General features: G+C 63.9%; 17 protein-coding genes and 1 pseudogene. 9 read left to right on the plus strand and 9 right to left on the minus strand.

Annotated features, from left to right (window positions below):
- Positions 1 to 10: 10 nt before the first annotated feature.
- The 3 genes from panC to PBR20603_RS15330 form a co-directional block, all read right to left on the minus strand.
- On the minus strand, positions 11 to 847 hold the full coding sequence (gene panC, locus PBR20603_RS15320) for a pantoate--beta-alanine ligase (protein ID WP_150560382.1): 837 nt from the start codon (positions 845 to 847) through the stop codon (positions 11 to 13).
- Positions 848 to 1,017: 170 nt separating this feature from the next.
- Positions 1,018 to 1,881 (minus strand): segregation and condensation protein A, encoded by an 864-nt coding sequence (locus PBR20603_RS15325; protein WP_150560522.1) that lies wholly within the window; start codon positions 1,879 to 1,881, stop codon positions 1,018 to 1,020.
- A gap of 234 nt (positions 1,882 to 2,115) precedes the next feature.
- Positions 2,116 to 2,298 (minus strand): DUF3460 family protein, encoded by a 183-nt coding sequence (locus PBR20603_RS15330; protein ID WP_039373917.1) that lies wholly within the window; start codon positions 2,296 to 2,298, stop codon positions 2,116 to 2,118.
- Between the two features lie 315 nt (positions 2,299 to 2,613).
- On the opposite strand from PBR20603_RS15330, the gene PBR20603_RS15335 reads away from it, so the two are divergent.
- The 3 genes from PBR20603_RS15335 (at position 2,614) to bamE (ending at position 9,162) form a co-directional block, all read left to right on the plus strand.
- Entirely contained in the window at positions 2,614 to 4,371 is a 1,758-nt protein-coding gene (locus PBR20603_RS15335) for an autotransporter assembly complex protein TamA (RefSeq protein WP_425495823.1), read from the plus strand.
- A complete protein-coding gene (locus PBR20603_RS15340; RefSeq protein ID WP_150560383.1) occupies positions 4,371 to 8,498 on the plus strand; it encodes a translocation/assembly module TamB domain-containing protein in 4,128 nt (1,375 codons plus the stop codon). The genes PBR20603_RS15335 and PBR20603_RS15340 overlap by 1 nt, the downstream gene beginning before the upstream one ends.
- A gap of 127 nt (positions 8,499 to 8,625) precedes the next feature.
- Positions 8,626 to 9,162: an outer membrane protein assembly factor BamE domain-containing protein gene (gene bamE / locus PBR20603_RS15345; protein WP_150560384.1), complete on the plus strand. Its 537-nt coding sequence runs from the start codon at positions 8,626 to 8,628 to the stop codon at positions 9,160 to 9,162.
- A 39-nt stretch (positions 9,163 to 9,201) separates the two neighbouring features.
- Here bamE and PBR20603_RS15350 read toward each other — a convergent pair whose 3' ends face one another.
- A complete protein-coding gene (locus tag PBR20603_RS15350) occupies positions 9,202 to 9,435 on the minus strand; it encodes a DUF6356 family protein (RefSeq protein ID WP_150560385.1) in 234 nt (77 codons plus the stop codon).
- Between the two features lie 117 nt (positions 9,436 to 9,552).
- On the opposite strand from PBR20603_RS15350, the gene PBR20603_RS15355 reads away from it, so the two are divergent.
- Positions 9,553 to 10,014: an Lrp/AsnC family transcriptional regulator gene (locus PBR20603_RS15355; protein ID WP_036662003.1), complete on the plus strand. Its 462-nt coding sequence runs from the start codon at positions 9,553 to 9,555 to the stop codon at positions 10,012 to 10,014.
- A gap of 92 nt (positions 10,015 to 10,106) precedes the next feature.
- On the plus strand, positions 10,107 to 10,835 hold the full coding sequence (locus PBR20603_RS15360) for a class I SAM-dependent methyltransferase (protein WP_150560387.1): 729 nt from the start codon (positions 10,107 to 10,109) through the stop codon (positions 10,833 to 10,835).
- Between the two features lie 147 nt (positions 10,836 to 10,982).
- Here PBR20603_RS15360 and metG read toward each other — a convergent pair whose 3' ends face one another.
- Together metG and PBR20603_RS15370 are read right to left on the minus strand one after the other, a co-directional pair.
- A complete protein-coding gene (metG, locus tag PBR20603_RS15365; protein WP_150560388.1) occupies positions 10,983 to 13,100 on the minus strand; it encodes a methionine--tRNA ligase in 2,118 nt (705 codons plus the stop codon).
- A gap of 396 nt (positions 13,101 to 13,496) precedes the next feature.
- Positions 13,497 to 14,156: a YiaD family glycine zipper/OmpA-like lipoprotein gene (locus PBR20603_RS15370; RefSeq protein WP_150560389.1), complete on the minus strand. Its 660-nt coding sequence runs from the start codon at positions 14,154 to 14,156 to the stop codon at positions 13,497 to 13,499.
- A 266-nt stretch (positions 14,157 to 14,422) separates the two neighbouring features.
- Between PBR20603_RS15370 and apbC the strand changes: the two are divergent.
- The 4 genes and pseudogenes from apbC to gltS all read left to right on the plus strand — a co-directional run.
- A pseudogene (gene apbC, locus PBR20603_RS15375) lies at positions 14,423 to 15,514 on the plus strand (iron-sulfur cluster carrier protein ApbC); the annotation flags it as partial.
- 123 nt (positions 15,515 to 15,637) lie between these two features.
- On the plus strand, positions 15,638 to 16,207 hold the full coding sequence (gene dcd, locus PBR20603_RS15380; protein WP_150560391.1) for a dCTP deaminase: 570 nt from the start codon (positions 15,638 to 15,640) through the stop codon (positions 16,205 to 16,207).
- A 104-nt stretch (positions 16,208 to 16,311) separates the two neighbouring features.
- Positions 16,312 to 18,597, plus strand: coding sequence for an arginine/lysine/ornithine decarboxylase (locus tag PBR20603_RS15385; protein WP_150560392.1), 2,286 nt, complete (start codon positions 16,312 to 16,314; stop codon positions 18,595 to 18,597).
- Between the two features lie 352 nt (positions 18,598 to 18,949).
- Positions 18,950 to 20,164 (plus strand): sodium/glutamate symporter, encoded by a 1,215-nt coding sequence (gltS, locus tag PBR20603_RS15390; RefSeq protein ID WP_150560393.1) that lies wholly within the window; start codon positions 18,950 to 18,952, stop codon positions 20,162 to 20,164.
- Between the two features lie 123 nt (positions 20,165 to 20,287).
- Here gltS and argH read toward each other — a convergent pair whose 3' ends face one another.
- From argH to ppc, 3 genes are all read right to left on the minus strand, one after another.
- Positions 20,288 to 21,685: an argininosuccinate lyase gene (gene argH, locus PBR20603_RS15395; protein ID WP_150560394.1), complete on the minus strand. Its 1,398-nt coding sequence runs from the start codon at positions 21,683 to 21,685 to the stop codon at positions 20,288 to 20,290.
- Positions 21,686 to 21,817: 132 nt separating this feature from the next.
- Positions 21,818 to 22,627 (minus strand): gamma subclass chorismate mutase AroQ, encoded by an 810-nt coding sequence (gene aroQ / locus PBR20603_RS15400; protein WP_150560395.1) that lies wholly within the window; start codon positions 22,625 to 22,627, stop codon positions 21,818 to 21,820.
- A gap of 194 nt (positions 22,628 to 22,821) precedes the next feature.
- Entirely contained in the window at positions 22,822 to 25,779 is a 2,958-nt protein-coding gene (ppc, locus tag PBR20603_RS15405) for a phosphoenolpyruvate carboxylase (RefSeq protein ID WP_174977935.1), read from the minus strand.
- Positions 25,780 to 25,848 lie beyond the last annotated feature (69 nt).

The following is a 25,848-nucleotide window of genomic DNA, read 5'->3' on the forward strand; positions in this document are numbered from 1 at the left end:
TGCCCGGCGCTCAGATTTCGAGATTGTCGATCAGACGCGTGGCCCCGAGCTTGGCCGCCGCGAGCACGACGAGGCTCTCGGCGGGGGCGGCACCCGGTGCCGGTGCGCGCAGGTTGGCACGCTGGCGAATCGCCACGTAATCCGGCTTCCAGCCACGCTCGGTCAACGTCTGCATGGCTGCGGCTTCGAGTGCAGCGTAGTCCGTCTTGCCACGGCTCACGTCGTCGCGAATCTGGCCCAGCAAACGATAGAGCTGCGGCGCTTCGGCCCGCTCGGTCTCCGACAGGTAGCGGTTACGCGAGGACAGCGCGAGGCCGTCGTCGGCGCGCACCGTCTCGGCCGCAATGATTTCGATGGGCAGCGCGAACTGACGGCACATGCTGCGCACGATCATCAGTTGTTGGTAATCCTTCTTGCCGAACACGGCCACGCGCGGCTGCACGCACGAGAACAGCTTGGTGACGACCGTACACACACCCTTGAAGAAGCCCGGGCGGAACTCGCCCTCGAGAATGTCGCCCAGATCGTGCGGCGGCTCGACGCGGTATTCCTGAGGCTCCGGATACATCTCCTTCTCGTCCGGGGAGAACAGCACGTAGACGTTCTCGCGTGTGAGCTTCTCGATGTCGTCGGCCATCGTCCTCGGGTACTTGTCGAAGTCTTCGTTCGGCCCGAATTGCAGACGGTTCACGAAGATGCTGGCGACGACCGGGTCACCGTGCTGGCGCGCCAGCCGCATGAGCGACAGATGCCCTTCATGCAGGTTGCCCATGGTGGGCACGAAGGCGACGCGATTCTGTCCGCGCAGTTGATCGCGCAGTTCGTGAATCGAGGGGATGACTTTCATTGAGGTTCCGTGCGTGGCGTACGTTGATGACGTCCAGGAGTGGCGCGCGCCTTGTCTGGCAAGGGCGCGGCCGCCAAAATGTCCGGGGGATTGTAGAGGAAATCTCAATGGGCGTGCGCAAAACCGCGCGCATCCAACGGACTCCCTCGGCCTCGAGGATCGACTGGCGCTCAGTTAGGGGAATAGGTCAGGCGGACATAGATCGGCGCGAACGGTTCGGCCTGAGTGATCTCCAGCAACGACTCGCGCGAGAGTTCGAGCATGGCGATGAAGTTGACCACGACGACGGGTACGCCGCGCGTGACGTCGAAGAGTTCGGTGAACTCCATGAAGCGCGCACCTTGCAGGCGTCGCAGAATCTGGCTCATATGCTCGCGCACGGACAGCTCTTCGCGCGAGATCTTGTGATGCTGCACGAGCTTGGCCCGGCGCAGCACTTCGGCCCACGCCGAGCGCAGATCTTCGGCGTCGACATCGGGAAAGCGCGGCTGGAGGCTCTGCTCGATATACACCTGCGAGCGCAGGAAGTCGCGCCCCAGCACCGGCAGCGTGTCGAGCTTCTGCGCGGCGAGCTTCATCTGCTCGTACTCGAGCAGGCGGCGCACGAGTTCCGCACGCGGATCTTCGGCTTCTTCGCCCGTGTCGGCCTTCTTGACCGGCAAGAGCATGCGCGACTTGATCTCGATGAGCATCGCCGCCATGAGCAGATACTCTGAGGCCAGTTCGAGATTGGTCCGGCGGATCTGTTCGACGTACAGCAGGTACTGCTTCGTGACCTGAGCCATCGGAATGTCGAGCACGTTGAAGTTCTGCTTGCGGATCAGATACAGCAACAAGTCGAGCGGGCCTTCGAAGGCTTCGAGGAAGATCTCGAGCGCATCCGGCGGGATGTACAGATCGTTCGGCAGTGCGAAGAGCGGCTCGCCATACAGGCGCGCGCGCGCCACGCCGTCCACCGTGTCGGGCGTGGAGTCCTGCCCGTTCTGTGGCGCAGGCAATTCCGTCGTCGTAACGACAATGGGATGGGGCTTGATCGGATGGGCTTCCGATGCCTCCGGCGGCGCTACCCCGGCGGCCGACGCATCGGCATCGGCAGACTCCCCCGTGGCGGCGCCCGGCGCTTCGGCCGCGTCGTCGTTGTGCTCAACACCGGGCGTCGCATGGACGTGCGCAGACACCGGCGCGATCTCGGGGATCGGCTCGGACGTGTGCGACGGATCGTCGGGCGAACTCGGATTCAAGGCAGAACTCGGCCGGGAGGCGGTGACTTACTCGCTTTGGTAGACGTACGGCTGCTGGGCCACACGCGACTGCTGGGCGCGGCGGCGCTCTTCCATATCGATCGGCTGCTTGTCCCACAACAGCGAGCGGCCCTGACGTTGCTCGGCTTCCAGCGCCGGCTTCTCGGACTTCAATTGCTTGATGAATTGGGTGATGTCGGACTCGTACATGGTCGATTGCTTTAAAAATAGGCAGAAGCGGCGCCATCGCAATGGCGCCAATCGACGCCGATTCTACCGCAAACCCGTCACGGTTCGCCTTTTTGGCGGATTTGGGAGATGCGGGTGAAGCGGCCGCAGGGATATGATCAAATACGGGACATATACGCATCGCACGTTACGTCGTTATGCGATGCTTGCCAATATTGTTCGATTAGGCATCATGAGCTGCACGCGGGACGACCCGCGGCGGCATTAAAGACTCCAAGGAAGGTTTTGACCGTCTCGCAGATCAAACCCGGTTACGACGTTTTCCGTCGCTTCGGTGTGCGCCCTTTGCGCACCCTACCTGCCGCGCTCCTGACACTGGCCACATTGACCTGTGGCCTCTTGGTGCCGGGGGTGGCGCAGGCCGACTATCGCGTTCATGTCGACGCTCCCAATGGTCTGGCCAAACTCCTCAACGACAATCTCGACCTGGTGCGCTACGCCGAGCGCGACGACATCGGCGAGGCGCAGTTCGAGCACCTCATTGCGACCGTGGGTGAGCAGGTGCAGGAACTCACGTCGACGGAAGGCTATTTCGTCCCCGTCACGCATGTAGACGTGGCCACGATCAATGGCAAGCGTGACGTCCACGTCACGGTTGAATCGGGACCGCGCACGCATATCAAGAATCTCGACCTGAAATTCGACGGCCCGGTGCTCGAGCAGGAGCCGCAGCGCGTCGCGCAATTGCGCAACGCCTGGGCGCTGCCGGTGGATGCTCCTTTCCGCCAGGCCGACTGGGACAAGGCGAAAAACGACACGCTGTTTCAACTGGGACAGAAGCGTTATCACGCGTCGAAGATGACGTTCTCGCGTGCGGTGGTCGATGCCGATAGCGACACCGCTTCGCTTGCCGCGACCTTCGAGAGCGGGCCGCCGTTTACGCTCGGCCCGCTCGTGGTCTCCGGCACCCGGCGCTACCCCGAGCAGATCATCCGCAATGTCAATCCGCTGTCCGTGGGCGAGCCGTTCGACGCCGATCGTCTGCAGGAACTGCAACGCCAGATTCAGGCCACGCCGTATTTCTCGAACGTCATCATCTCGGTGACGGAAGATCCGGAGAAGGCCGAGAACGCGCCGGTCGAAGTGAAGGTGCGCGAATTTCCGACGCAGCGCGTGCAAAGCGGCGTGGGTTACACGACGGATACCGGCGCGAGCGTCAATGGCCGGTATTCGTACTACAACCTGTTCGGCCGCGCATGGACATTCGATACGCAGGCGCGTCTGGAGCAATACCGGCAGGGCGGTTACGCCGAGATCGGCATGCCACCCGATAGCATCGGCTACACCAACAGCCTGCGCGGATCGTTCGACCGCACCTACCTCAACGGCCTCGATCAACGCTCGACGCAGATCGGCGTCAAGCGCTCGCGCTCGCGCGAGCGCTACGACTGGGCCTACACGCTGGACTTCTACCGCACGGACGAACGTCCCGACGGCGGCCAGCGATTCCTCAACAAGGCGCTCGTACCCGCGTTTTCGTGGAACCGCCGCGACGTGGACGACCTGATCTTTCCGCGCAAGGGCAACATCATCAATACGCAGATCGGCTTTGCCGCGAAGCCGCTGCTTACCGATCAGAGTTTTGCGCGTCTGTATGGCCGTATCCGTCAGTACTTTCCGGTCGGGCAGCGCGATCTCGTGATCGCACGTCTGGAGCTTGGCGCCGTGCTCACGAACGGCAACAGCAATCGCATACCGTCGTCGCTGCTGTTCTTCGCGGGCGGCACGTCGTCGATTCGCGGGTACACGTACCAGAGCATCGGGCGTCAGCAGAACGGCACCACATTCCCCACGAAGTATCTCGGTACCGCAAGTCTCGAATACCAACGCTGGGTGACGCACGACTGGGGTGGCGCGGTGTTCTGGGACGTCGGCACGGCCACCGACGACTATCGGCATCCCACGCCGCTGTATCACGGCGTGGGCTTTGGTGTGCGCTGGCGCAGCCCGGTCGGACCGGTGAATCTTGACCTCGGCTACGGCGTGCATGACCGGCGCTTCCGTCCGGCCATTTCGCTGGGGGTGGCATTCTGATGAGCACAATGCCCCTCAATCCGACGCCCGGCGACGCGCCCGCTCCCCCGCCTTCGCCACCTTCGCCACCTTCCCCTCCGCCCCCGCGCCGTTGGCGCTGGGGACGCTCTCTGGCGGGCGTCCTGCTCACGCTGTTGCTCATCGTCGTGCTCGCGATCGGCGCGCTACTCTGGGCGATGTCGAACGAGCGCGGCAGCCGCTGGTTGTGGCAGGCCGCTGTGTCGACCCTTGGCGGCAAACTCTCGGGCGAATGGCGCAGCGGCAGCTTTGCCCATGGCTTTACCGTGAGCGACGTGCGCTATCTCGACGGCGCGACGCGTATTACCGTGAGCCGGCTTGAGAGCCGTTGGGAATGGCGTCTGCGCCCGCTGCATTTCATCGTCGACAAGTTGCACGCAGGCGATGTGGAGATGGCGTTCGCACCGTCGCCGCCCTCGAGCACGCCAACGACGATGCCCTCGAGCCTGCGCCTGCCGTTCGGCCTGACGCTGAACGACGTTCGCGTCGCCAAGCTCACGCTGGATTCGCCCGCGCTGGTGCTCGACGACATTCGCGTCTCAGCGCGCAGCGACGGCGCGCAACATACGATTCAGGTCGAGCACCTCGGCACGCCCTACGGTGAGGCGCAAGCGAGCCTGCAATTGAACGGGCAGCGTCCGTTTGCCCTCGGCGGCAATGTCGGTTTGCAAGCCAAGGCGGGCGATATTCCGGTGGCGTTGCAGGCCAGTTTGTCCGGCTCGCTCGACGCGCTCGTCGTCGATCTGCGCGCCAGCGGCGAGACGTTGAACGGGACGGCGCACATCGCGGCGTCGCCATTTGGCCCCGTGCCGCTATCGCGCGCGCAGATTTCGCTTGATCACCTGAATCCGCGAGATTTCGCCGCCGGTGCGCCGCAAGCCGATCTCGCTGTGCAGGCCGACTTGCGACCCGAACCCGGCGCCAAGGAATTCCGCGTACTGGGGCCGGTGTCCGTGACCAATGCCAAACCCGGGGCCATCGATGCCGGGTGGCTGCCCGTGGAGAGCCTGCGTACGCAGGTGCTGCTCGATGCGACGCGTCAGGCGTTGACCGGCATCGAATTGAGGCTTGCGGGCCGCGCGCTGCTCACCGGTAGCGGCGAACTACGCCGCGAGAAGATCGCTGCGACGGCGCCTGCCGCGCCCGTGGCGTCGTCGGGCGCGAGCGGCGCCAGCGTTGCCAGGCAGGCGGCAGCGCCCGCCGAGGCAACGGTCGGCGGCTTCACCCTCACGATGCGAGATCTCGACCTGCGTGCCTTGTACGGCAAGCTGCCAGCGACGAAGCTGGCAGGCCCCCTCGATATCAAGCTCGACGCCACCGGGCAGCGGATGGTTCTCGACTGGCGCGACGCCGCGCGTCGCGTGCTGGCCGACGTGGGTCTCGACGCCAGGGGCACCACTCTCCACAGCCTCTCGCTGGAGGCCGGCAACAGCAAGGTCGCCGCGACCGGCGTGCTCGAGAAGGGGGATGCCGGCGCGTATCAGGCGCAGATCAAGCTCACGCGTTTCGACCCGGCCGCGTGGTACGACCTTTATGGTCCGCAAAAGCGCGGGGCGAAGACACCGGCAGCGAGCGTCACGGGACAGCTCGACGCGCAGGGCACATTGCGCCCGGCGTTCGGCCTCGCGCTCAAGTTTGCGCTGAAGGACAGCATCTACGCGGACTTGCCGATGAGCGGGGCGGGCACCGTAAGGCTCGCGGGCACGCGCATGCTGCCGAGCGACGCCAACTTGCTCGTGGCAGGCAACAAGGTGGCCCTGCGCGGCAGCTTCGGCGCCCCCGGCGACAAGATGGCCGTGAACATCGATGCACCGTCGCTCGACAAGCTCGGCTTTGGTCTCGCCGGCCGTGTGCGACTCGACGGGCAGGTGTCGGGCACGATCGAGCGTCCGGCCGTGGTTGCCACGCTCGAGGCAGACAAGCTGGTCTTCGGGGCGCGCAAGCTCGAGCATCTGACCGGCAAAGTGGACGTCAGCGGTGGCTTGCCCGGTGCGCCCGGCGACCGTCTGAACGTGACGCTCGATGGCCGGGGTTTCACCAGCGACTTCGCGCGGCTCGACAAACTCTCGGTAGCGCTGGCAGGCACCCGAGGCGCACATACGCTGCATCTCAAGGCGGCGGGCAAGCTGCACGAAGCACCGCTCGACATGAATCTCGACGCGGCCGGCGCCGTGACCAACACGCGCGGCAAACCGGGCTGGCGCGGCACGATTCAGACGCTCGAGAATCGGGGGGTGCCGAAGCTCAATCTGGCGTCCCCGTGGCAAGTCGAAGCGAGTGCCGATCGCGTGCATCTTGGTGCGGCCAAGCTGGTGACGGCCGCCGGCGCGTTGTCGCTCGCTAACTTCGACTATGGCGACGGTCAACTGAAGACGGCCGGCACCATCGACACCCTCGATATCGCGCAGGTGCTGCGCGTGGTGCAGTCGTTCACGGGCGAGCCCTCGCCGGTCGCGAGCGACCTCGTGCTTGACGGCAAATGGGACGTGCGCGCCGGTCAGCGCGCCGACGGGTTTGTCGAGATCGTGCGTCGCAGTGGCGACGTGACGCTGCGCCGCGGCGGTGTGAACGAAAACGTGAAGGTGACGATAACGGGCATTCCCGGTCTGAGCGCAGAGAAGGGCGGCGCCGGGGCACGTGTGCCGCTCGGTATCTCCGAGCTGCGCACGCGCATCGACCTGTCCGGGCTGACGGCGCGCGCGACCGTCAAGGCCGTCTCGTCGCTCGTCGGTACGGTGGATGCTGACCTGAAGACCGGCTTGCGTGTGCAAGGCGGCATTCCCAATGTGCCGGACGACGCGCCCCTGACCGGACGCATTGCGGTCTCCATTCCGGACCTCTCGAAGTTCGAGACGCTTGCCGGTGCGCAATTCGCTTTCAAAGGACGCGCCAACCTGCAAGTGACGCTGGCGGGCACCGTGGCCAAGCTGCGCCCCACGGGCGAGCTGACGGCCGACGATCTGTCGGCGCAGATGTTCGATACGGGCATGAGCGTGAAGGACGGACGGCTGCGCATCGCGCTGACACCGACCGAGATCGTGCTGCGCGACGTGGCGGTGACGGGCGGCGGTGGCGGCACGGCGAAGGCGACGGGCAACATTCGTCTCGACACGCCCGAGCCGACGCTCGGCATCACACTCTCCGCCGACAAGCTGCAACTCTTCTCGGCCCCCGACCGGCAGCTTTCGCTGAGCGGCGAAGCGAAGGCAACCGGCAGCGGCGAGGCGATGGCGGTGAACGGCAAGTTCACCATCGACCGCGCGCGTTTTGCCTTGCCGCCCACGAGCGCACCGAAGCTGGGCGACGACGTCGTGGTCGTGCGCGGCGGTGCACAGTCCCGCACCAAAGCGCTCGATCCGAAGGATGAGGCCGCGCGCATCAGTGCGAAACCGGCCAGCCGATTCTCGCCGCACATCAACGTGGAAGTGGATCTGGGGCGGGATTTCCGCTTCGTCGGTGCGGGCGCCGATCTGCTGTTGCGCGGCAGCATGCGTGTGCAGAGCGATCCGCTCTCGCCAATGCGTGCCCTCGGTACGATCACTGTGGCAGAGGGCACCTACGAAGCCTTCGACCGCAAGCTCACCATCGAGCGCGGTCAGATCAACTTCGTCGGTCCGCTGGACAATCCCAACCTCTACATCCAGGCGATGCGCCGCAATCAGGAGGTCGCCGCTGGCGTGCTGGTCACGGGCACTGTGCGTCAGCCGCGCGTGACGCTTGTGTCCGAGCCCAACGTGTCGGACGAGGAGAAGCTCTCGTGGCTGATGTTCGGCCACGGCCCGGACGGTGCGGGCCTCGGTCAGCGTCAGGCGATGGCCGGGGCGGCCACTGCGTTGCTCGGGGCGGCCGGCGGCAAGCGCATCATCAAGGATCTGGGGATCGACGAGTTCAGCATTGGCACCAGCGACTCGGGTCTGTCGGACGACGAACAAGTGGTGAAGGTGGGCAAGGCGATCTCGGACAACTTCGCGCTGGGATACGAGCAGAGTCTCACCAGCGCTGCGAGTATCGTGAAGATCACATGGCAGGTCTCGCGCCGCTGGCAACTGGTGCTGCGCACCGGCTCGCTGTCCGGCTTCGATGTGCTGTTCAACCGTCGCTTCGACTGACGCAGGCAATGGTGCAGGCGCAAGGGCGGTGGACAACTGTGGAGAGGAGATGTCACCAATGCTAACGTCGCGTAGTTCCGTTCATTCGGCGCAGGGGCTGCGCCGAGGTTTGCGATGGGGAGTCGCCATGGGATTGTTTGCGAGTCTGTTGGGACTGTTCGGCTGTGATCAGCAGCAGATCGACAAGGCGCGCGAGAAGGCGCGCGACACGTTCAACGCCATCAAGCCGGACGACATGCTGCTGCGCAACCTCACGCCGGGCGTGACGACCGAAGCGCAGGTGCGTGAGCAGATGGGCAAGCCGGAGATCGTCTGGGAGAACGACGATGGCTCGCGCCGGCTGGAGTATCCGCGCGCGCCGGGCGGCTTGCGGACCTATATGGTCGACATCGCGCCAGACGGGAAGCTGCGGGCCGTCATTCAGGCGCTCGCGGCGGAGAACTTCGAGCAGGTCCAGCCGGGCATGACGCAGGATGAGGTTCGGCGTTTGCTGGGCAAACCGACGACTGTGGCGGAATACCGGTTGAAGAAGGAAACGGTGTGGAGCTGGCGCTGGCTTGAGGACGGCGTCAACACGCCGGGCATGTTTAACGCCCACTTCGGCCCGGACGGCCGGGTGACGGTCACGTCGCGCTCACCGGACCCGGCGTCGGAGCGTCCTTGATGGAGGGCTGACAGGGCGACGGCAGGGGGATGCCGTTGCTTACCGGGTCGCCTGTTGGGGTTGCCGGGCATGCCGGTGACGGTTCGTCACCATGCGTTCGTGCAGTCGACCGATGATCCGGCTGCCCGTCTTCGCGAACAGGAACGGCAGCAGCGCGTGCACGAGACAGGCCAGAAACGCGCCCAGCAACGGCAGCGCGAACGACAGCGCCGATCCCATGTGCTGGAGGTAGTTTTCGCCGACAGAGGCTGGGTGCTGAGTGAAGATTTTCATGATATCCCCTGTTTTCGGAATGTTTGTGAAGTTTACTTGCCGACGTAGGGTAAAGGCTTTCAAATATTCGGCCGAATCGGGTAGGATTTGGAAAAATTTTCCTCCCGGGTGGCTATCGTGGACAAAACCGATCTCGCAATTCTCGAAAATCTGCAAGCCGATGCCTCACGCTCGCTGGGCGAACTCGCCGAAGCGGTTCACCTGTCGCCTACGCCGTGCTGGCGGCGTGTGCAGCGTCTGCGCGAGAATGGCGTCATCACGGGGCAGGTAACGCTGTGCGATCCGCAGCAACTCGATCTGCGCGTGACGGCCTTCGTGTTCATCAAGGCGGCGACACACAGCGAGGACTGGATGGTTCGCTTCGTCGCGGGGGCGCGGGAATTGCCTGAAATCGTCGAAATTCACCGCATGGCAGGCGAGATCGACTATCTGCTTAAGGTCTACCTGCCGGACATTGCCGCTTACGACCGTTTCTACAAAAAACTCATCCGCGTGGCCGATCTGCAGGACATCAGCGCGAGTTTTTCCATGGAAACGGTGAAGTTCACCACGGCATTGCCGGTGGATCATTTGCGCTAGCCAGCGGCGCAGTATCGGCCAGACGATGTTCCGAAGGATTCGAGATGTGCTGCGGGCAGTCACCTCATCGGAGCATTCGTTCGGAAAAATTCATGGCTCAGAACATCTACGACAATCCCGAGTTCTTCGCTGGTTACAGCCAGTTGCCCCGGCAAGTGCAGGGTCTGGATGGCGCGCCCGAGTGGCCCGCCATCCGATCGATGTTGCCGGATCTGCGAGGCAAACGCGTGGTCGACCTCGGTTGCGGTTTCGGCTGGGCGTCGCGCTGGATGCGCGAGCAGGGCGCCGTGTCCGTGCTCGGGCTCGATCTGCCGCAGAACATGATCGATCGCGCGAAGGCCGGCACGTCTGACACCGCCATTGAATTTCGCATCGCAGACCTCGATACACTCGACCTGCCGCCCGCGTCCTTCGATCTTGCTTATAGCGCGCTGACCTTTCACTACGTGCGCGATTTCGGACGTCTCGTGCGTGCGATCCATGGGGGACTCGCGCCTTCGGGGCATTTCGTCTTCACCATCGAGCACCCGGTTTTCATGGCAGCGGCGCGCCCGCACTGGATCGCCGACGAGGACGGTCGCAAGACATGGCCGGTCAACGGCTATGCCGTCGAGGGGGAGCGTCGCACCGATTGGTTCGCCAAGGGGGTGCTGAAGTACCACCGCACGCTTGGCACAACGCTGAACACGCTCATCGATGCTGGCTTTCGGATTCGGAAGGTCGAGGAGTTTGCACCGACCGCCGAGCAGATCCGCGAGATGCCATCGCTGGCCGAAGAGCTGGAGCGTCCGATGATGTTGATGGTGTCGGCTGAGCGGTAGGTTGAGAGGTAGGCTGAGCGCGAACCCGGCATTGCAAAGCAAAACACCCCGGTGCCGAACGAAATGTCCGGCACCGGGGTGTTTTGCCAGGGAAGGGCGTTGCCGCGAGACGCGGCTTACTTTCCCTGATGTTGCGTTTGCCCCGCTTTACTTGACGCGCATGCCCGGCTTCGCACCGTCGTGCGGCTCGAGGATGTAGATGCCCGGTTCGGCCTTGTCGTCGGCCGCCGATGCCGCGAGCACCATGCCTTCGGACAGACCGAACTTCATCTTGCGCGGCGCAAGATTGGCGACCATCACCGTGAGCTTGCCCACCAGCACTTCCGGCTGCGGATAAGCCGACTTGATCCCCGAGAAGACGTTACGCGTTCGCGCTTCACCGGCGTCGAGCGTGAGTTGCAGGAGCTTGTCCGATCCTTCGACCGCCTTGCAATCGACGATGCGCGCGATGCGCAGATCGATCTTGGCAAAGTCGTCGATGGTGATGACACCGTCGTCCGCGCTCTTGTCTGCCTTATCTGCCTTGTCGGCCTTCTCCGTTGCCTTGGCGGCTTTGTCCTTGCCCTTGGCGGCGGCAGCGTCCGTGGCCGGCGCGCTCGCTTGCAGCGAGTCGCGGTTGGCCGCGAGCAGTGCTTCGACCTGCTTGCCTTCGACACGCGTCATCAGATGCTTGTAAGCGGTGATGGCCGTGTCGGCGGTGAGCGGACGGCTCACGTCTTGCCACGTTTGCGGCGCGATGTTCAGGAAGCGCTCTACGGCCTCGGCCGTCACGGGCAGCACCGGCTTGAGGTACAGCGTGAGCAGACGGAACGCCTCGAGGCATACCGAGCAGGCTTCGTGCAGCGCGGCCCCTTGCGCGGGGTCCTTTGCCAGATCCCACGGCTTGACCGTGTCGACGTAGCCGTTCACGGCGTCGGCCTGTTCCATCACCAGACGCAATGCCTTGCCGAACTCGCGGGCTTCGTAGTGCGCGGCGATCTGCGGTGCAACCGCGCGCAACTGCCCCAGCAGCGGCGCTTGCATGGCGTGCGGCGACACACGGCCGTCGAAGCGCTTGATAAGGAAGCCCGCCGCACGGCTGGCGATATTCACGTACTTGCCGACCAGATCGCTGTTCACGCGCGCGATGAAGTCATCGAGATTCAGGTCGATGTCTTCCATCGTGTTGCCCAGCTTGGCACCGATGTAATAACGCAGCCATTCCGGATTGAGGCCCGTGTCGATGAAGCTTTGCGCCGTGATGAACGTGCCGCGCGACTTCGACATCTTGTGGCCGTCCACCGTCAGAAAGCCGTGCGCGTACACGTTGGTCGGCGTGCGATGGCCCGAGAACTCGAGCATTGCCGGCCAGAACAGCGTGTGGAAGTACAGAATGTCCTTGCCGATGAAGTGATACTGCTCGGTCGTCGAACCCGGCTTGACCCATTCTTCGAAGTTCAGGCCGCGTTGAGCGCACAGGTTCTTGAAGCTGGCGTAGTAGCCGACCGGGGCGTCGAGCCACACATAGAAATACTTGCCCGGGGCACCCGGAATCTCGAAGCCGAAGTACGGGGCGTCGCGCGAGATGTCCCAGTCGGCCAGCGTGGACTCGCCGTCTTCGCCGAGCCACTCCTTCATCTTGTTGGCGGCTTCGGGCTGGGCAAGACCGGCCACCCACTTGCGCAGGAACTGCTCGCAGCGCTTGTCAGAGAGCTTGAAGAAGTAATGGGTAGACGTCTTGCGCACCGGCGTGGCGCCCGAGACGACCGAATACGGGTTGAGCAGGTCGGTCGGCGCGTAGGTCGAGCCGCAGACTTCGCACGAATCGCCGTACTGGTCCTTGGCGCCGCATTTCGGACATTCGCCCTTGATGAAGCGGTCCGGCAGGAACATTTCCTTGACCGGGTCGTACGCCTGTTCGATATCGCGTGCTTCGATCAGGCCCTGCGCCTTGAGGGCCAGATAGACGCTTTCCGACAATTCGCGGTTTTCCTCGGAATCTGTCGAATAGTAGTTATCGAACGAGATGCCGAAGCTGTCGAAGTCGCGCTTGTGCTCCTTCCAGACGCGCTCGATCAGTTGCTTGGGCGTGAGGCCTTCCTTCTCGGCACGCAGCATGACCGGCGTGCCGTGCGTGTCGTCCGCACCCACGTAGTACACCTCATGGCCCTGCATCCGCATGAACCGTACCCAGATATCTGTCTGGATGTATTCGACCAAGTGACCGATGTGAATCTGGCCATTGGCGTACGGCAGGGCGGAGGTGACTAAGATGCGGCGGGACATGAGGATGGATTGTTTGATGAGGGGACAGGGAAAGGACGATTCTAGCAGGCAGAGCGGGATGACGCCCAACCGGGCGTTCCGGCGGGGGCGTCGGGGCGAGTCGGCTGCGCATGCATTGGCCGGTGCGCTGCTTCAATTCGGGATCGCGCGGCCAAAAAAAAGCCGGAACCAGGTTCCGGCATAACTAGGCACACGTAACGTCAATAACAAAGAGGAGATGGAAGCGCCCACGGTAGGCACTTCCGAAGGGTCTGAGCGACGTGACGGGGGTTTAGTTCAACCGATGTGCGGAATTTTCTATGCTGCGGCGCAACATGCGGGCGCCGGCCGTCCGTCAAACGCAAGCCCGGCGGACCGGGCAAGCGTTTGAACGGTTAGCTGGCAGGCGGGAGCCGATCAGCCGCGCGGGGCTTGCTGATTCGGCGCGTGCAGGAGGATTTCGACGCGACGGTTCTGGGCGCGGCCCTCGGCCGTGGCATCCGAGGCGACCGGCTGGCTCGAGGCCACGCCCATGCCGCTCATGCGGTTCATCGCAACACCACGGCTGTTCAGATACTGGATGACGTTGGCCGCCCGATTCTGCGAGAGGGGGACATTGATGCGATCGCCGCCCGTGCTGTCGGTGTGGCCCACGACGTTGGCGGTGATGCCCGGGTTCTGGTTGAGCGTGGCGGCGACGTCGTCGAGCACGGCGCGGAAGTTCGGTTTGATGTCGGCGCGGCCGGTATCGAACGTCACGTCGCTTGGGACGGCGACCTTGAGCGAGCCATCCGGCTGCTCGGAGATCGTGGTGCCGGTGCCGGCCGTGTGGCCGCCCAGCTTGTTCTTGATGGCGCCCCAGTTGTAGCCCGTCGCACCGCCTGCGGCGGCGCCCACGGCGGCGCCGATCAGCGTGCCGGTGGTATTGCCACCGATGAGGTTGCCCAGGCCTGCGCCGACCGCTGCACCGACACCGGTGCCGACCGCGGTATTGGTGCCTTGCTCGGTCTGGCACCCCGCCAGCATGGCGGCAGCGGCCAGGACGAGCGCTGAAGCGCGCAGAGTGTTCTTATTCATTTAAGGCTCCTTCTCGATTAGCTAGCAGTCATGAAACAACGCGTGAGCACTTCGCCGAAGCACGCGCGCGTTGCAGGGGTTTTGAACCTGCGGGCGCGCCGTCTTTTACAATAGCGCTGAGTGTCAACCGCAGGCAAGGACAGATTGCCGCGACGGCTGGTTCCCCAAAACACGCGCGCCTCGCATGCTAATCGAGAGCGTGCGCCACGGATGTTACAAGTTGTTAGCGCTCGCCGGGACTTTCCCGGCGGGCCTCGACAGAGCGAGAGACCCACATGGAAGTCGCCCAAATCAATGAAGTGCTGCGTGGCATCGTCGATCCCGACACGGGGCTCGACCTGATCGCCGGAAAGTATGTCAAACAGGTCGTGGCCGAGCACGGCCACGTCGGCATCCAGATCGAGTTCGGTTATCCCGCGAAGAGCCAGTTCGAAGCGATGCGCGCGCGCATTACCGAGGCCGTCGGCAAGCTGCCCGGTGTCGAGCGCGTGGCCGTCGAGATCAGCCAGAAAATCGTCTCGCACGCGGTGCAACGCGGCGTGAAGCTGCTGCCGAACGTGAAGAACATCGTGGCCGTGGCCTCGGGCAAGGGCGGTGTGGGCAAAAGCACCACGGCCGTGAACCTGGCGCTTGCGCTGGCGGCCGAAGGCGCCAACGTCGGCATTCTCGATGCCGACATCTATGGTCCGTCGCTGCCCACGCTGCTGGGCATTCACGGCAAACCCGAATCGAAGGATGGCAAGACGCTCGAGCCGATGATCGGCCACGGCTTGCAGGCGAGCTCCATTGGTTTTCTGATCGAACCGGACAATCCGATGGTCTGGCGCGGCCCGATGGTCACGCAGGCACTTGAGCAATTGCTCAACCAGACGAACTGGCACGACCTCGACTACCTGATCGTCGACATGCCGCCGGGCACGGGCGATATCCAGCTCACGCTCGCGCAGAAGGTGCCTGTCACCGGTGCGGTCATCGTGACCACGCCGCAGGACCTGGCGCTGCTCGACGCCCGCAAGGGGCTCAAGATGTTCGAGAAGGTTGGCGTGCCGATTCTGGGCCTCATCGAGAACATGAGCCTGCATATCTGTTCGAACTGCGGTCATGAGGAGCCGATCTTCGGCGTGGGCGGCGGCGAGCGCATGAGCCACGATTTCGACGTCGATCTGCTGGGCAAGCTGCCGCTGGAGATGAGCATCCGTGTGCATGCAGACGCCGGTATGCCGAGCGTGGTGGGCGACCCCGATGGCCCGGTGGCCGAGCGTTACCGGGCGATTGCCCGCAAGGTGGCGGTGAAGATCGCGGCCAAGCAGAAGGACATGACGAGCAAGTTCCCGTCGATCGTCGTTCAGAACACGTAAGGACGGCCGGCAGGGACCCGGGAAGCCCCGCGCGCAGCGGTGCGAGTGAAAAAGTCACCGCACCGCAACAATCGCGTAAAATACGCCCACTTTTTCACGTACCACGCAAGTTCAGGCCCACACATGAGCATCAAGTCCGATAAATGGATCCGGCGTATGGCCGAAGCGCACGGCATGATCGAGCCCTTCGAGCCGTCGCAGATCCGGTATTCCCAGGACGGGCAGAAGATCGTCAGCTATGGCACGTCGAGTTACGGCTACGATATCCGCTGTGCGCCTGAATTCAAGGTCTTCACGAACATCAATTCGACGATCGTCGATCCGAAGAACTTCGACGAGAAGTCCTTTGTCGACGTCGAGAGCGATGTCTGCATCATTCCGCCGAACTCGTTCGCGCTTGCGCGCACTGTCGAGTACTTCCGCATTCCGCGAAGTGTGCTCACCGTGTGTCTGGGCAAATCGACGTATGCGCGTTGCGGCATCATCGTGAACGTGACGCCGTTCGAACCCGAGTGGGAGGGCTACGTGACGCTGGAATTCTCGAACACGACGCCGCTGCCGGCCAAGATCTACGCCAACGAAGGCGTGGCTCAGGTGCTGTTCTTCGAATCCGACGAAGTCTGCGAGACCTCGTACAAGGACCGCGGCGGCAAGTATCAGGGACAGCGTGGTGTCACGCTGCCGAAAACCTAGCCTGCTACCCTCGACTCGCCGCCGGTGAGCATCCCCCAAATCGCACTGCCCAAGAGCCACGGCCATCTCGGACCGTGGCTCGTTCTTTTGTCGAAGGAACGCCAATGAAATTCCGTTTTCCGATCGTCATCATCGACGAGGACTTCCGCTCCGAAAATATTTCCGGATCCGGGATTCGCTCCTTGGCGGAGGCCATCGAAGCCGAGGGCATGGAAGTCAACGGTCTCACGAGCTACGGTGACCTGACCTCGTTTGCGCAACAGGCAAGCCGCGCATCGAGCTTCATCCTGTCCATCGACGACGACGAGTTCGGCACCTTCTCGAGCGAAGCGGGCGGTGAAGGCGAGGGAGAGCTGGCGCTGGCCATCATCAACCTGCGCGCCTTCGTGCAGGAAGTGCGCCGTCGCAACCCCGACATTCCGATCTTCCTGTACGGCGAGACGCGCACGTCGCGCCATATCCCGAACGACATCCTGCGCGAGCTGCACGGCTTCATTCACATGTTCGAAGACACGCCGGAGTTCGTGGCGCGTCACATCATTCGTGAAGCCAAGTCGTATCTCGACTCGCTGCCGCCGCCGTTCTTCCGCTCGCTCACGCACTATGCTGCCGATGGTTCGTACTCGTGGCATTGCCCGGGTCACTCGGGCGGTGTGGCATTCCTGAAGAGCCCGGTCGGCCAGATGTTCCACCAGTTCTTCGGTGAGAACATGCTGCGCGCCGACGTGTGCAACGCCGTGGAAGAGTTGGGCCAATTGCTCGATCACAACGGCCCGGTGGGCGCGTCCGAGCGCAATGCTGCGCGCATTTTCAACGCCGACCATCTCTTCTTCGTGACGAACGGCACGTCGACGTCGAACAAGATCGTGTGGCACGCGACCGTGGCGCCGGGCGACATCGTCGTGGTCGACCGCAACTGCCACAAGTCGATCCTGCATGCGATCACGATGACAGGGGCCGTGCCGGTGTTCCTCACGCCCACGCGTAACCACCTCGGCATCATCGGCCCGATTCCGAAGTCGGAGTTCTCGCCGGAAGTCATCCGCGCCAAGATCGAGGCGAACCCGTTTGCCCGCGAAGTGCTCGAGCGCGATCCGAACGCCAAGCCGCGCATTCTGACGATCACCCAGAGCACGTATGACGGCGTGATCTACAACGTCGAGATGATCAAGGAAGTGCTCGGCAACAACATCGATACGTTGCATTTCGATGAGGCCTGGCTGCCGCATGCGGCATTCCACGATTTCTACCGCGATATGCACGCCATCGGCGAAGGCCGTCCGCGCTCGTCGGAAGCGACCATCTACGCCACGCACTCGACGCACAAGCTGCTTGCCGGTATCTCGCAGGCCTCGCAGATCGTGGTGCAGGACTCGGATGCTCGCACGTTCGATACGTACCGCTTCAACGAGGCCTATCTCATGCACACGTCGACGTCGCCGCAGTACGCGATCATCGCATCGTGCGACGTGGCGGCCGCCATGATGGAGCCTCCGGGCGGCACCGCGCTGGTGGAAGAGTCGATCGTCGAGGCGCTCGATTTCCGCCGCGCGATGCGCAAGGTGGACAAGGAGTACGGCGATTCGTGGTGGTTCTCGGTCTGGGGTCCGGAAAATCTGGGCGACGAGGGCACGATTCAGCGCGAAGACTGGGTGCTGCGCGCGAACGACCGCTGGCACGGCTTCGGCGATCTGGCCGACGGCTTCAACATGCTCGATCCGATCAAGGCGACGATCATCACGCCGGGGCTGGATGTGGAGGGCGAGTTCGGCGAGAGCGGCATTCCGGCGGCCATCGTCACCAAGTATCTGGCCGAGCACGGCATCATCGTCGAGAAGACGGGGCTGTATTCGTTCTTCATCATGTTCACGATCGGCATTACCAAGGGCCGCTGGAACTCGATGGTGACCGAACTGCAACAGTTCAAGGACGACTACGATCACAACCGCCCGCTGTGGCGCGTGCTGCCGGAATTCGTGGCGCAATTCCCGCGCTACGAGCGCATCGGCCTGCGTGACCTGTGCGATCAGATTCACAGCGTGTACAAGGCGAACGACGTTGCGCGCGTGACGACCGAGATGTACCTCTCGGACATGCAGCCGGCGATGAAGCCGACGGATGCGTTCTCGAAGCTGGCTCACCGTCAGATCGACCGGGTGCCCATCGACGAGCTGGAAGGGCGCGTGACGAGCGTGCTGCTCACGCCGTACCCGCCGGGCATTCCGCTGCTGATTCCGGGCGAGCGCTTCAACGCCGCGATCATCGAGTACCTGCGCTTCGCGCGCGACTTCAATGAGCGCTTCCCGGGCTTCCATACCGATATCCACGGTCTGGTCGTCGAGGAAGTGGACGGACGCCCCGAGTACTTCGTGGATTGCGTGCGACAGTAACTCGTTGCACCTGACCCGACGTCCAGGACGGCCCCATGTGAAAGCATGGGGCCGTTTTTTTGTCCGGGCGCCCATCGTCCTCACGGGAGGCGCCTTATACGCCTGTTTGCGGCGTCTGGATTTCATGGCCGGTACATCGCAGGCCGACGTACTTCAGTTATCCATGAGAAGTCGGTCTAAATCACATCGAATAGGCGCGAAAAGGCGAAAAAAGGCCGGTATATTAACGCGACGAGATCTAAAACACGCGCTTTGTGCTTTGGCTTGAACTTCTAATATTTGGGTTATTTCCCAGCAATTTGCGCCGGTTCGATTGCTACACTCAACGCACTTTTTTCGAGCAGGAGGGTTCATGGAAGCCGGACAACTGGTGTTCAGTAACTACGGCACGCTCGTGTGTGCCACGTTGGTCTTGTTGCTGGGCCGCAAGCTGGTCGAGTGGATCACACCGCTTCGTACGTACAGCATTCCTGAACCGGTAGCCGCCGGGTTGCTGGTGGCGCTGGGCACCTTGGCGCTGCGTGAGTTCGGGCATTTCGAGCTGAAGTTCGATACGTCGCTGCAAACGCCGCTGATGCTGGCATTCTTCGCGACGATCGGTCTGTCGGCCAATCTGGCCAGCCTCAAGGCGGGCGGCCGTCGTCTGGTGCTGTTCCTCGCCGTCGTGGCGGGCATGTTGATCATGCAGAACGCGATCGGCGTTGGTCTTGCCACGCTGATGGGATTGGCGCCGGGCGTCGGTCTGCTGGGCGGGTCGATTACGCTGGCGGGCGGGCATGGCACGGGGGCGGCCTGGGGTGAGACGCTGACCGCGCGCTACGGCGTGCAGTCGGCCCTTGAGATCGCGATGGCGTGTGCCACGTTCGGGCTGGTGCTCGGCGGCTTGCTGGGCGGGCCGGTGGCGCGTTATCTGGTGGGCCGTCTGGGCAACAAGGTGCCGGGCTTCGATGCCGCAAAGGATGCTGCGCCGGAAGGCTTCGAGCAACCGCATACCGTGCGTCTGATCACCGCGCAGGCGCTGATCGAAACGGTTGCGATGATTGCGATTTGTCTGCTCGGCGGCGAGGTCATTGCCCGTTGGCTCTCGGGAACGGCGTTCGAATTACCGACGTTCGTGTGCGTGCTGTTTACCGGTGTCGTCGTGCGCAATCTGCTGTCGCTGGTGGGTTACGAAGTGTTCGAGCGCTCGCTGTCGGTGATGGGCAACGTGAGTCTGTCGCTGTTCCTGGCGATGGCGCTCATGACCCTGCGTCTGTGGGATCTCTCGACGCTGGCTTTGCCGATGATTGTGATTCTCGTCGTGCAGGCGGTGGCGATGGCCTCGTATGCGATTTTCGTCACGTTCCGCGTGATGGGGCGCAACTACGATGCAGCGGTGCTCGCAGCGGGCCATTGCGGCTTCGGGCTGGGCGCCACACCGACGGCCATTGCCAATATGCAGGCGGTGACCGAGCGTTTCGGTCCGTCGCACATCGCGTTCCTGATCGTGCCGATGGTGGGGGCGTTCTTCATCGACATCCTCAACGCGCTCATCATCAAGGGATTCCTGTCGTTGCCGCTGTTCTGATGCGAGGCGGGTGACACTGTCTCGTGCCAATAAGAAATGCCACCCGAAGCGGGTGGCATTTTCGTTGGTGCAGGCGGATCCGGAGCGAGTCCGGGGCAGCGCGAGGCTCGCGCTCAGACGGCCTTACTTGGCGAGCTTTGCGCGTGCTGCGGCAATCGCGCGTTGCACCTGTGCCGGGGCCGTGCCGCCGATATGGTTACGGCTGGCGACCGAGCCTTCGAGCGTGAGGTAATCGAAGACGTCTTCACCGACCAGCGGCGAGAACTTCTGTAGCTCGGCGAGCGACAGGTCGGCCAGATCGATGTCACGATCCGAGCAGATCTTCACGGCATGGGCCACGATTTCGTGGGCGTCACGGAACGGCAGGCCCTTCTTGACAAGGTAGTCGGCCAGATCGGTCGCCGTCGAGAAACCTTGCAGCGCAGCGTTGCGCATATTGGCTTCGCGCACCTTGATGCCTGGCACCATGTCGGCGAAGATGCGCAGCGTGTCGATGACGGTATCGACCGTGTCGAACAGCGGCTCTTTGTCTTCCTGGTTGTCCTTGTTGTACGCCAGCGGCTGGCCCTTCATCAGCGTAAGCAGGGCGATCAGGTGGCCATTGACGCGGCCGGTCTTGCCACGTGCCAGTTCGGGCACGTCCGGGTTCTTCTTCTGCGGCATGATCGAGCTGCCGGTGCAGAAGCGGTCGGCCAGATCGATGAAGCCCACGCGCGGGCTCATCCACAGCACGAGTTCTTCCGAGAAGCGCGAGACGTGCGTCATCACGAGGGCCGCAGCGGCCGTGAATTCGATGGCGAAGTCGCGATCCGACACGGCGTCGAGCGAGTTCGCGCAGACTTCTTCGAAGCCGAGCGTCGCGGCGACACGTTCACGATCGATCGGATAGCTCGTGCCGGCCAGCGCCGCAGCACCCAGCGGCAGGCGGTTCACGCGGCGGCGCACGTCGAGCATGCGCTCGGCGTCGCGGCTGAACATCTCGAAGTAAGCCATCAGGTGATGGCCGAACGTCACCGGCTGCGCCACTTGCAGATGGGTGAAGCCCGGGAGGATCGTGGCGCTGTGCTGCTCGGCCAGATCCAGCAGCGCGCGGCGCAGATCGCCAAGGTGATCGCCGATTCGGTCGATTTCGCTGCGCAGCCACAGACGGATGTCGGTCGCGACCTGATCGTTACGCGAGCGGCCGGTGTGCAGGCGCTTGCCGGCGTCGCCGATGAGGGCGGTCAGGCGCGCTTCGATGTTCAGGTGAACGTCTTCGAGATCCAGTTGCCACTCGAACTCGCCGCGCTCGATCTCGCCGCGAATCTGCGTCATGCCGCGCTGGATGTCAGCCAGATCCTGAGCGCTGATGATGCCTTGCGCCGAGAGCATGTCGGCATGGGCGAGCGAGCCTTCGATGTCGAACAGCGCGAGGCGCTTGTCGAAGAACACCGACGCCGTATAGCGCTTGACGAGTTCGGAAACGGGTTCGGAAAAGCGGGCCGACCAGGCTTCGCCCTTCTTGTGGAGTTGGGAGGTCATTGTCGTAGGGTGGCGAATCGTTGCCCGTGAGAGCAGATTGAAGCGAACCGTGGCGAAACACGGCAAACCGTGATTATACAACCCCGGCGGCGTCGCCACGACACGCCCGGCGCCGGGGCAGGGCGGCCCGGGTCAGTTCGCCATCGACAGCGTCCAGACGCGCGGCGGCGCCGACAGGCAAAGGCCCGAGGTCGCTTCGTCGAACGCCGCGCGTTGCAGTGCTTCGAGCTTCGCCGCCTTCGCAATGCGCTCACGGGCCTGATGAATGCGCGCCATGCGCGACGGGTCGTCGGGCAGCGCGCACAGGCGTCCGAGATCGTGCAGGAGCGAGGTGCCGAGCCGGTCGAGGGCCGGGCGCAGACGCGAGGCCAGATCGACCGGCTCGCCCGGGGCTCGACCCTCACGCGCCCAGCGGGCCAGCAGGGCGGTCTGCACGAGCTTGCCCGCCTCGATCTGCAAGCGGAAGAAGGTGCGGGCTTGGGCGGACGTCAGGCCGAACTGGGTCGCTCGCTCTCCTACGTTGTCAAGCAGCGCCTGTTCGCGCGGCGTGTCCTGAACCGGTTTGCCCGACGCGTACTTTGTGCGCGCCACCGCTTCGCTAATGGCCAGACGCTCCAGGATGCCGTTCATCAACGGATCGAGCACCGGATCGACGACCGGCCGTGGCTTGGCCGGCGTGCCGGGCGCGGCCGCCAGTGTCTGCGAGACCAGACGCACGGCCAGACCCCGCACGCCATGCGGTGCGGCGGCCGTGGGCGAATTCGAGGGCGACGCATGGGTATGGGCGTCGCGTGACGGCATCGTGGACGCCGTGCCAGCCTGCGCACCGGCGCACAGCAGCGCGAGCGCCGTCGCCGTGACGAGCGTTGTGGCACGTCGCGCCAGGGCAATGCGTGGCATGCGCGACGGGTAGGTTGGTAGTGCGTTGGAATCGGAATGCATGATGGATGGGCCCCCCGGCAGCCATCGTGTCGAATCCGACGAAATATACCGTCCTATCGGTCGACTGTCGTTGGGGAGAATCCCAAGGGCCTTGCAGGTTGACTGGCCGAGGTCTCCGGCGAGCCGATGCGCCGCGCCAACCCCGCGTGCTACGGGGCTGGCGCGGCGTCGCCCATTGCGGACGATTGCGGGCCTCAGCCCGTGTTACGCAGACCGGCCGCGATGCCGTTGATGGACAGATGGATGCCACGACGTGCGCGCTCGTCCGATTCGCCCGCCCGGTGCCGTCGCAACAACTCGACCTGCAAGTGGTTGAGCGGGTCGAGGTACGGGAAGCGGTTCTTGATCGAGCGTGCGAGCAGCGGGTTGTCTGCAAGCCGTTCCTCGTGACCGGTGATGAGGGCGAGCGCCTGCGACGTGCTGTGCCACTCGCTCACGATGCGATCGAAAACGCGCTTGCGCAGCTTCTCGTCCGCCACCAGCTCGGCATAACGCGATGCCACGCCCAGATCGGTCTTGGCCAGCACCATGTCCATGTTCGAGAGCAGGTTCGCGAAGAACGGCCAGCGTTTGACCATCTGTCGCAGCGTATCAAGACGCTTCTCGCGACCCGCTTGGCCGTCCTGCGCTTCGTCGCTGTCGAGATACGCGCTGACTGCACTGCCGAAGCCGTACCAGCCGGTGATGAGCAGACGGCACTGGCCCCACGAGAATCCCCAGGGAATGGCGCGCAAGTCTTCGATGCGGCGATTTTTCGGGTCCGAGAACTTGCGCGATGCAGGACGTGAGCCGATGTTCAGCTCGGCGATTTCCGCAATCGGCGTTGCCGAGAAGAAGTAATCGGTGAAGCCCGGCGTCTCGTAGACGAGGTTGCGATACGCCGCAAAGGCCGTGTCGGAGAGCGTCTGCATGACCTTCTCGTACACGGCCAGACGCGGCGGCTGGTTGCGGCTCGGCAGCAGCGTCGCTTCGAGCGTGGCCGCCACGATCGTCTCCAGGTTGCGCCGCCCGATTTCCGGGTTGGCGAACTTGCTCGCGATGATTTCGCCTTGCTCCGTGAGGCGAATCTGTCCGTTGACCGTGCCCGGCGGCTGCGACAGGATGGCCTGATAGGTCGGGCCGCCGCCGCGTCCCACCGTACCGCCCCGGCCGTGGAACAGACGCAGGCGAATCCCCTTCTCCTCGAACAGACGTACCAGCGCGAGTTCCGCCTTGTACAGTTCCCAGTTCGACGTGAGGAATCCGCCGTCCTTGTTGCTATCGGAATAGCCGAGCATGACTTCCTGCTCGCCGCCTTGCTGCGTCACCACATCTGACATGCCGGGAATGTCGAACAACTCGCGCATGATGACGGGCGCATTGCGCAAGTCGGCAATCGTCTCGAAGAGCGGGATGACCATGGCGCCGACTTTGGGCTCGACGGCCCGGGTGCTGTCGCTGCCGAGCGCGCCTTGAAAGAGCCCTGTCTCCTTTTGCAGCAGCATGACTTCCACCAGATCGCTGACGGTTTCCGTATGCGAAATGATGTAGTTGCGTACCGCGCGCGGCCCGAAGCGGGCACGGATGTCGCGCGCGGCGGCGAACACGGCCAGCTCGTCGCGGGTGCGCTGCGAGTAGTCGAGGTACGGCGAGAAGAGCGGGCGCGGCTCGCGCAGTTCGCGCAACAGCAGCGCGAGCTTCTCGTTTTCGTCGAGCTTCGCGTAATTCGCTTCGACGCCCGCCTTGGCGAACAACTCGGCGATCACCGCTTCGTGAATATCCGAACTCTGGCGCAGGTCGATGCTCGCGAGATGGAAGCCGAACACCTCTGCGGCGCGCACGAGCGGGCCAAGCCGCTGCGAGACGAGCGCCCCGCCGTGGTGCGCCATGAGCGACGCGACGACCGTGTTCAGATCCGAGATGAATTCGCTGGCGTCGAGATACGGCCGGGCGTCGCCGACGGCGCCGCGGTGAGGCACGTGGCCAACCCACTCGCGCGCGGTGGCGGCCAGCCGCGAGTACACACCGATCAGGGCGCGTCGATAGGGCTCGTCGGTGCGGTGCGGCGAGTCGTCGGGCGAGCGGCGGGCGAGTGTGAGCAACGCGTCGCTTGCCCCGGCGAGCAATTGCGAGACGGACAGTTCCGCGCCCAGCAAGTGCACTTCCTCGAGGTAATGCGCAAAGATCTCGGTGGCCTGACGCGTGATCGCCAGTTGCAGCGTTTGCGCCGTGACGTTCGGATTGCCGTCGCGATCGCCGCCAATCCAACTGCCCATTTGCAGGAAGCGTCCGAGACCTTCGGCGCGTACGCTCGGCACGGCGTCGTGCAGCTCGGCGCTCACATCGTCGTACAACGCGGGAATTTCCGTGAGGAAGGTGCTGCGGTAATACGACAGTGCGTTTTCGATTTCATCGGCCACCGTCAACCGTGAGCTACGTAGCATGCGGGTCTGCCACAGGGTGGTGACATAGGCGCGCATCGATTCGGTATTGCGCGACGACTCGCGCTCGGTGAGGGCGTCGTCGCGATGCGCCAGCAGACGGGCGATTTCGCGCTCGGCGTCGAGAATACTCTTGCGCTGGACTTCGGTCGGGTGTGCGGTGAGTACCGGCACGATGAGCGCGCTGGCGAAGAACGCCTGCAGCGTGGCGGGGTCGGCACGACCGGCGTCTTTCAGGCTTTGCAGGGCGGCGCTCAGGCTGCCCGGCTGCGCGCGGCTGCCCGCGAGCGCGTGTACGCGGCGGCGCCGGTTGTGGTGGCGATCCTCTGCGATATTGGCCAGATGCGAGAAGTAGCTGAACGCGCGCACCACCTGGATGGCTTGCTCGTTGGTCAGGCCGTTGAGCAGCGTGTCGAGCGCGCGGGCGGCGCTGCGGTCCCCTTCGCGGTGAAAGCGCACGGCGTTCTGGCGGATCGTTTCGACCAGATCGAAGGCGGCGCTGCCTTGCTGCTCGCGCAGCACGTCGCCGAGCAGGCGGCCGAGGAAGCGTATGTCCTCACGCAACGGGGCGTCCTTGTCTTCGCGCGAGCGGCGAGCCTTGGACTTGGCCGGCACATCCAATGCCGGATCAGAGGTGGATGGGGCCGCGGCTGCCAACTTCGCGGGGGGAGTCTTGCCGACCGACGTGGCGAGGCCCTCTTGCGGGGCTTTTACCTTTGCGCTGCTCTTCATGTCGCTCCTCTCGAGACCAGCCTTTCGGGCCGGCCAAGCGTGTTACCATTTTTTCTTTTGGTCTTCACG

This window comes from Pandoraea bronchicola (genome assembly GCF_902459805.1).
GTDB lineage: Bacteria > Pseudomonadota > Gammaproteobacteria > Burkholderiales > Burkholderiaceae > Pandoraea > Pandoraea bronchicola.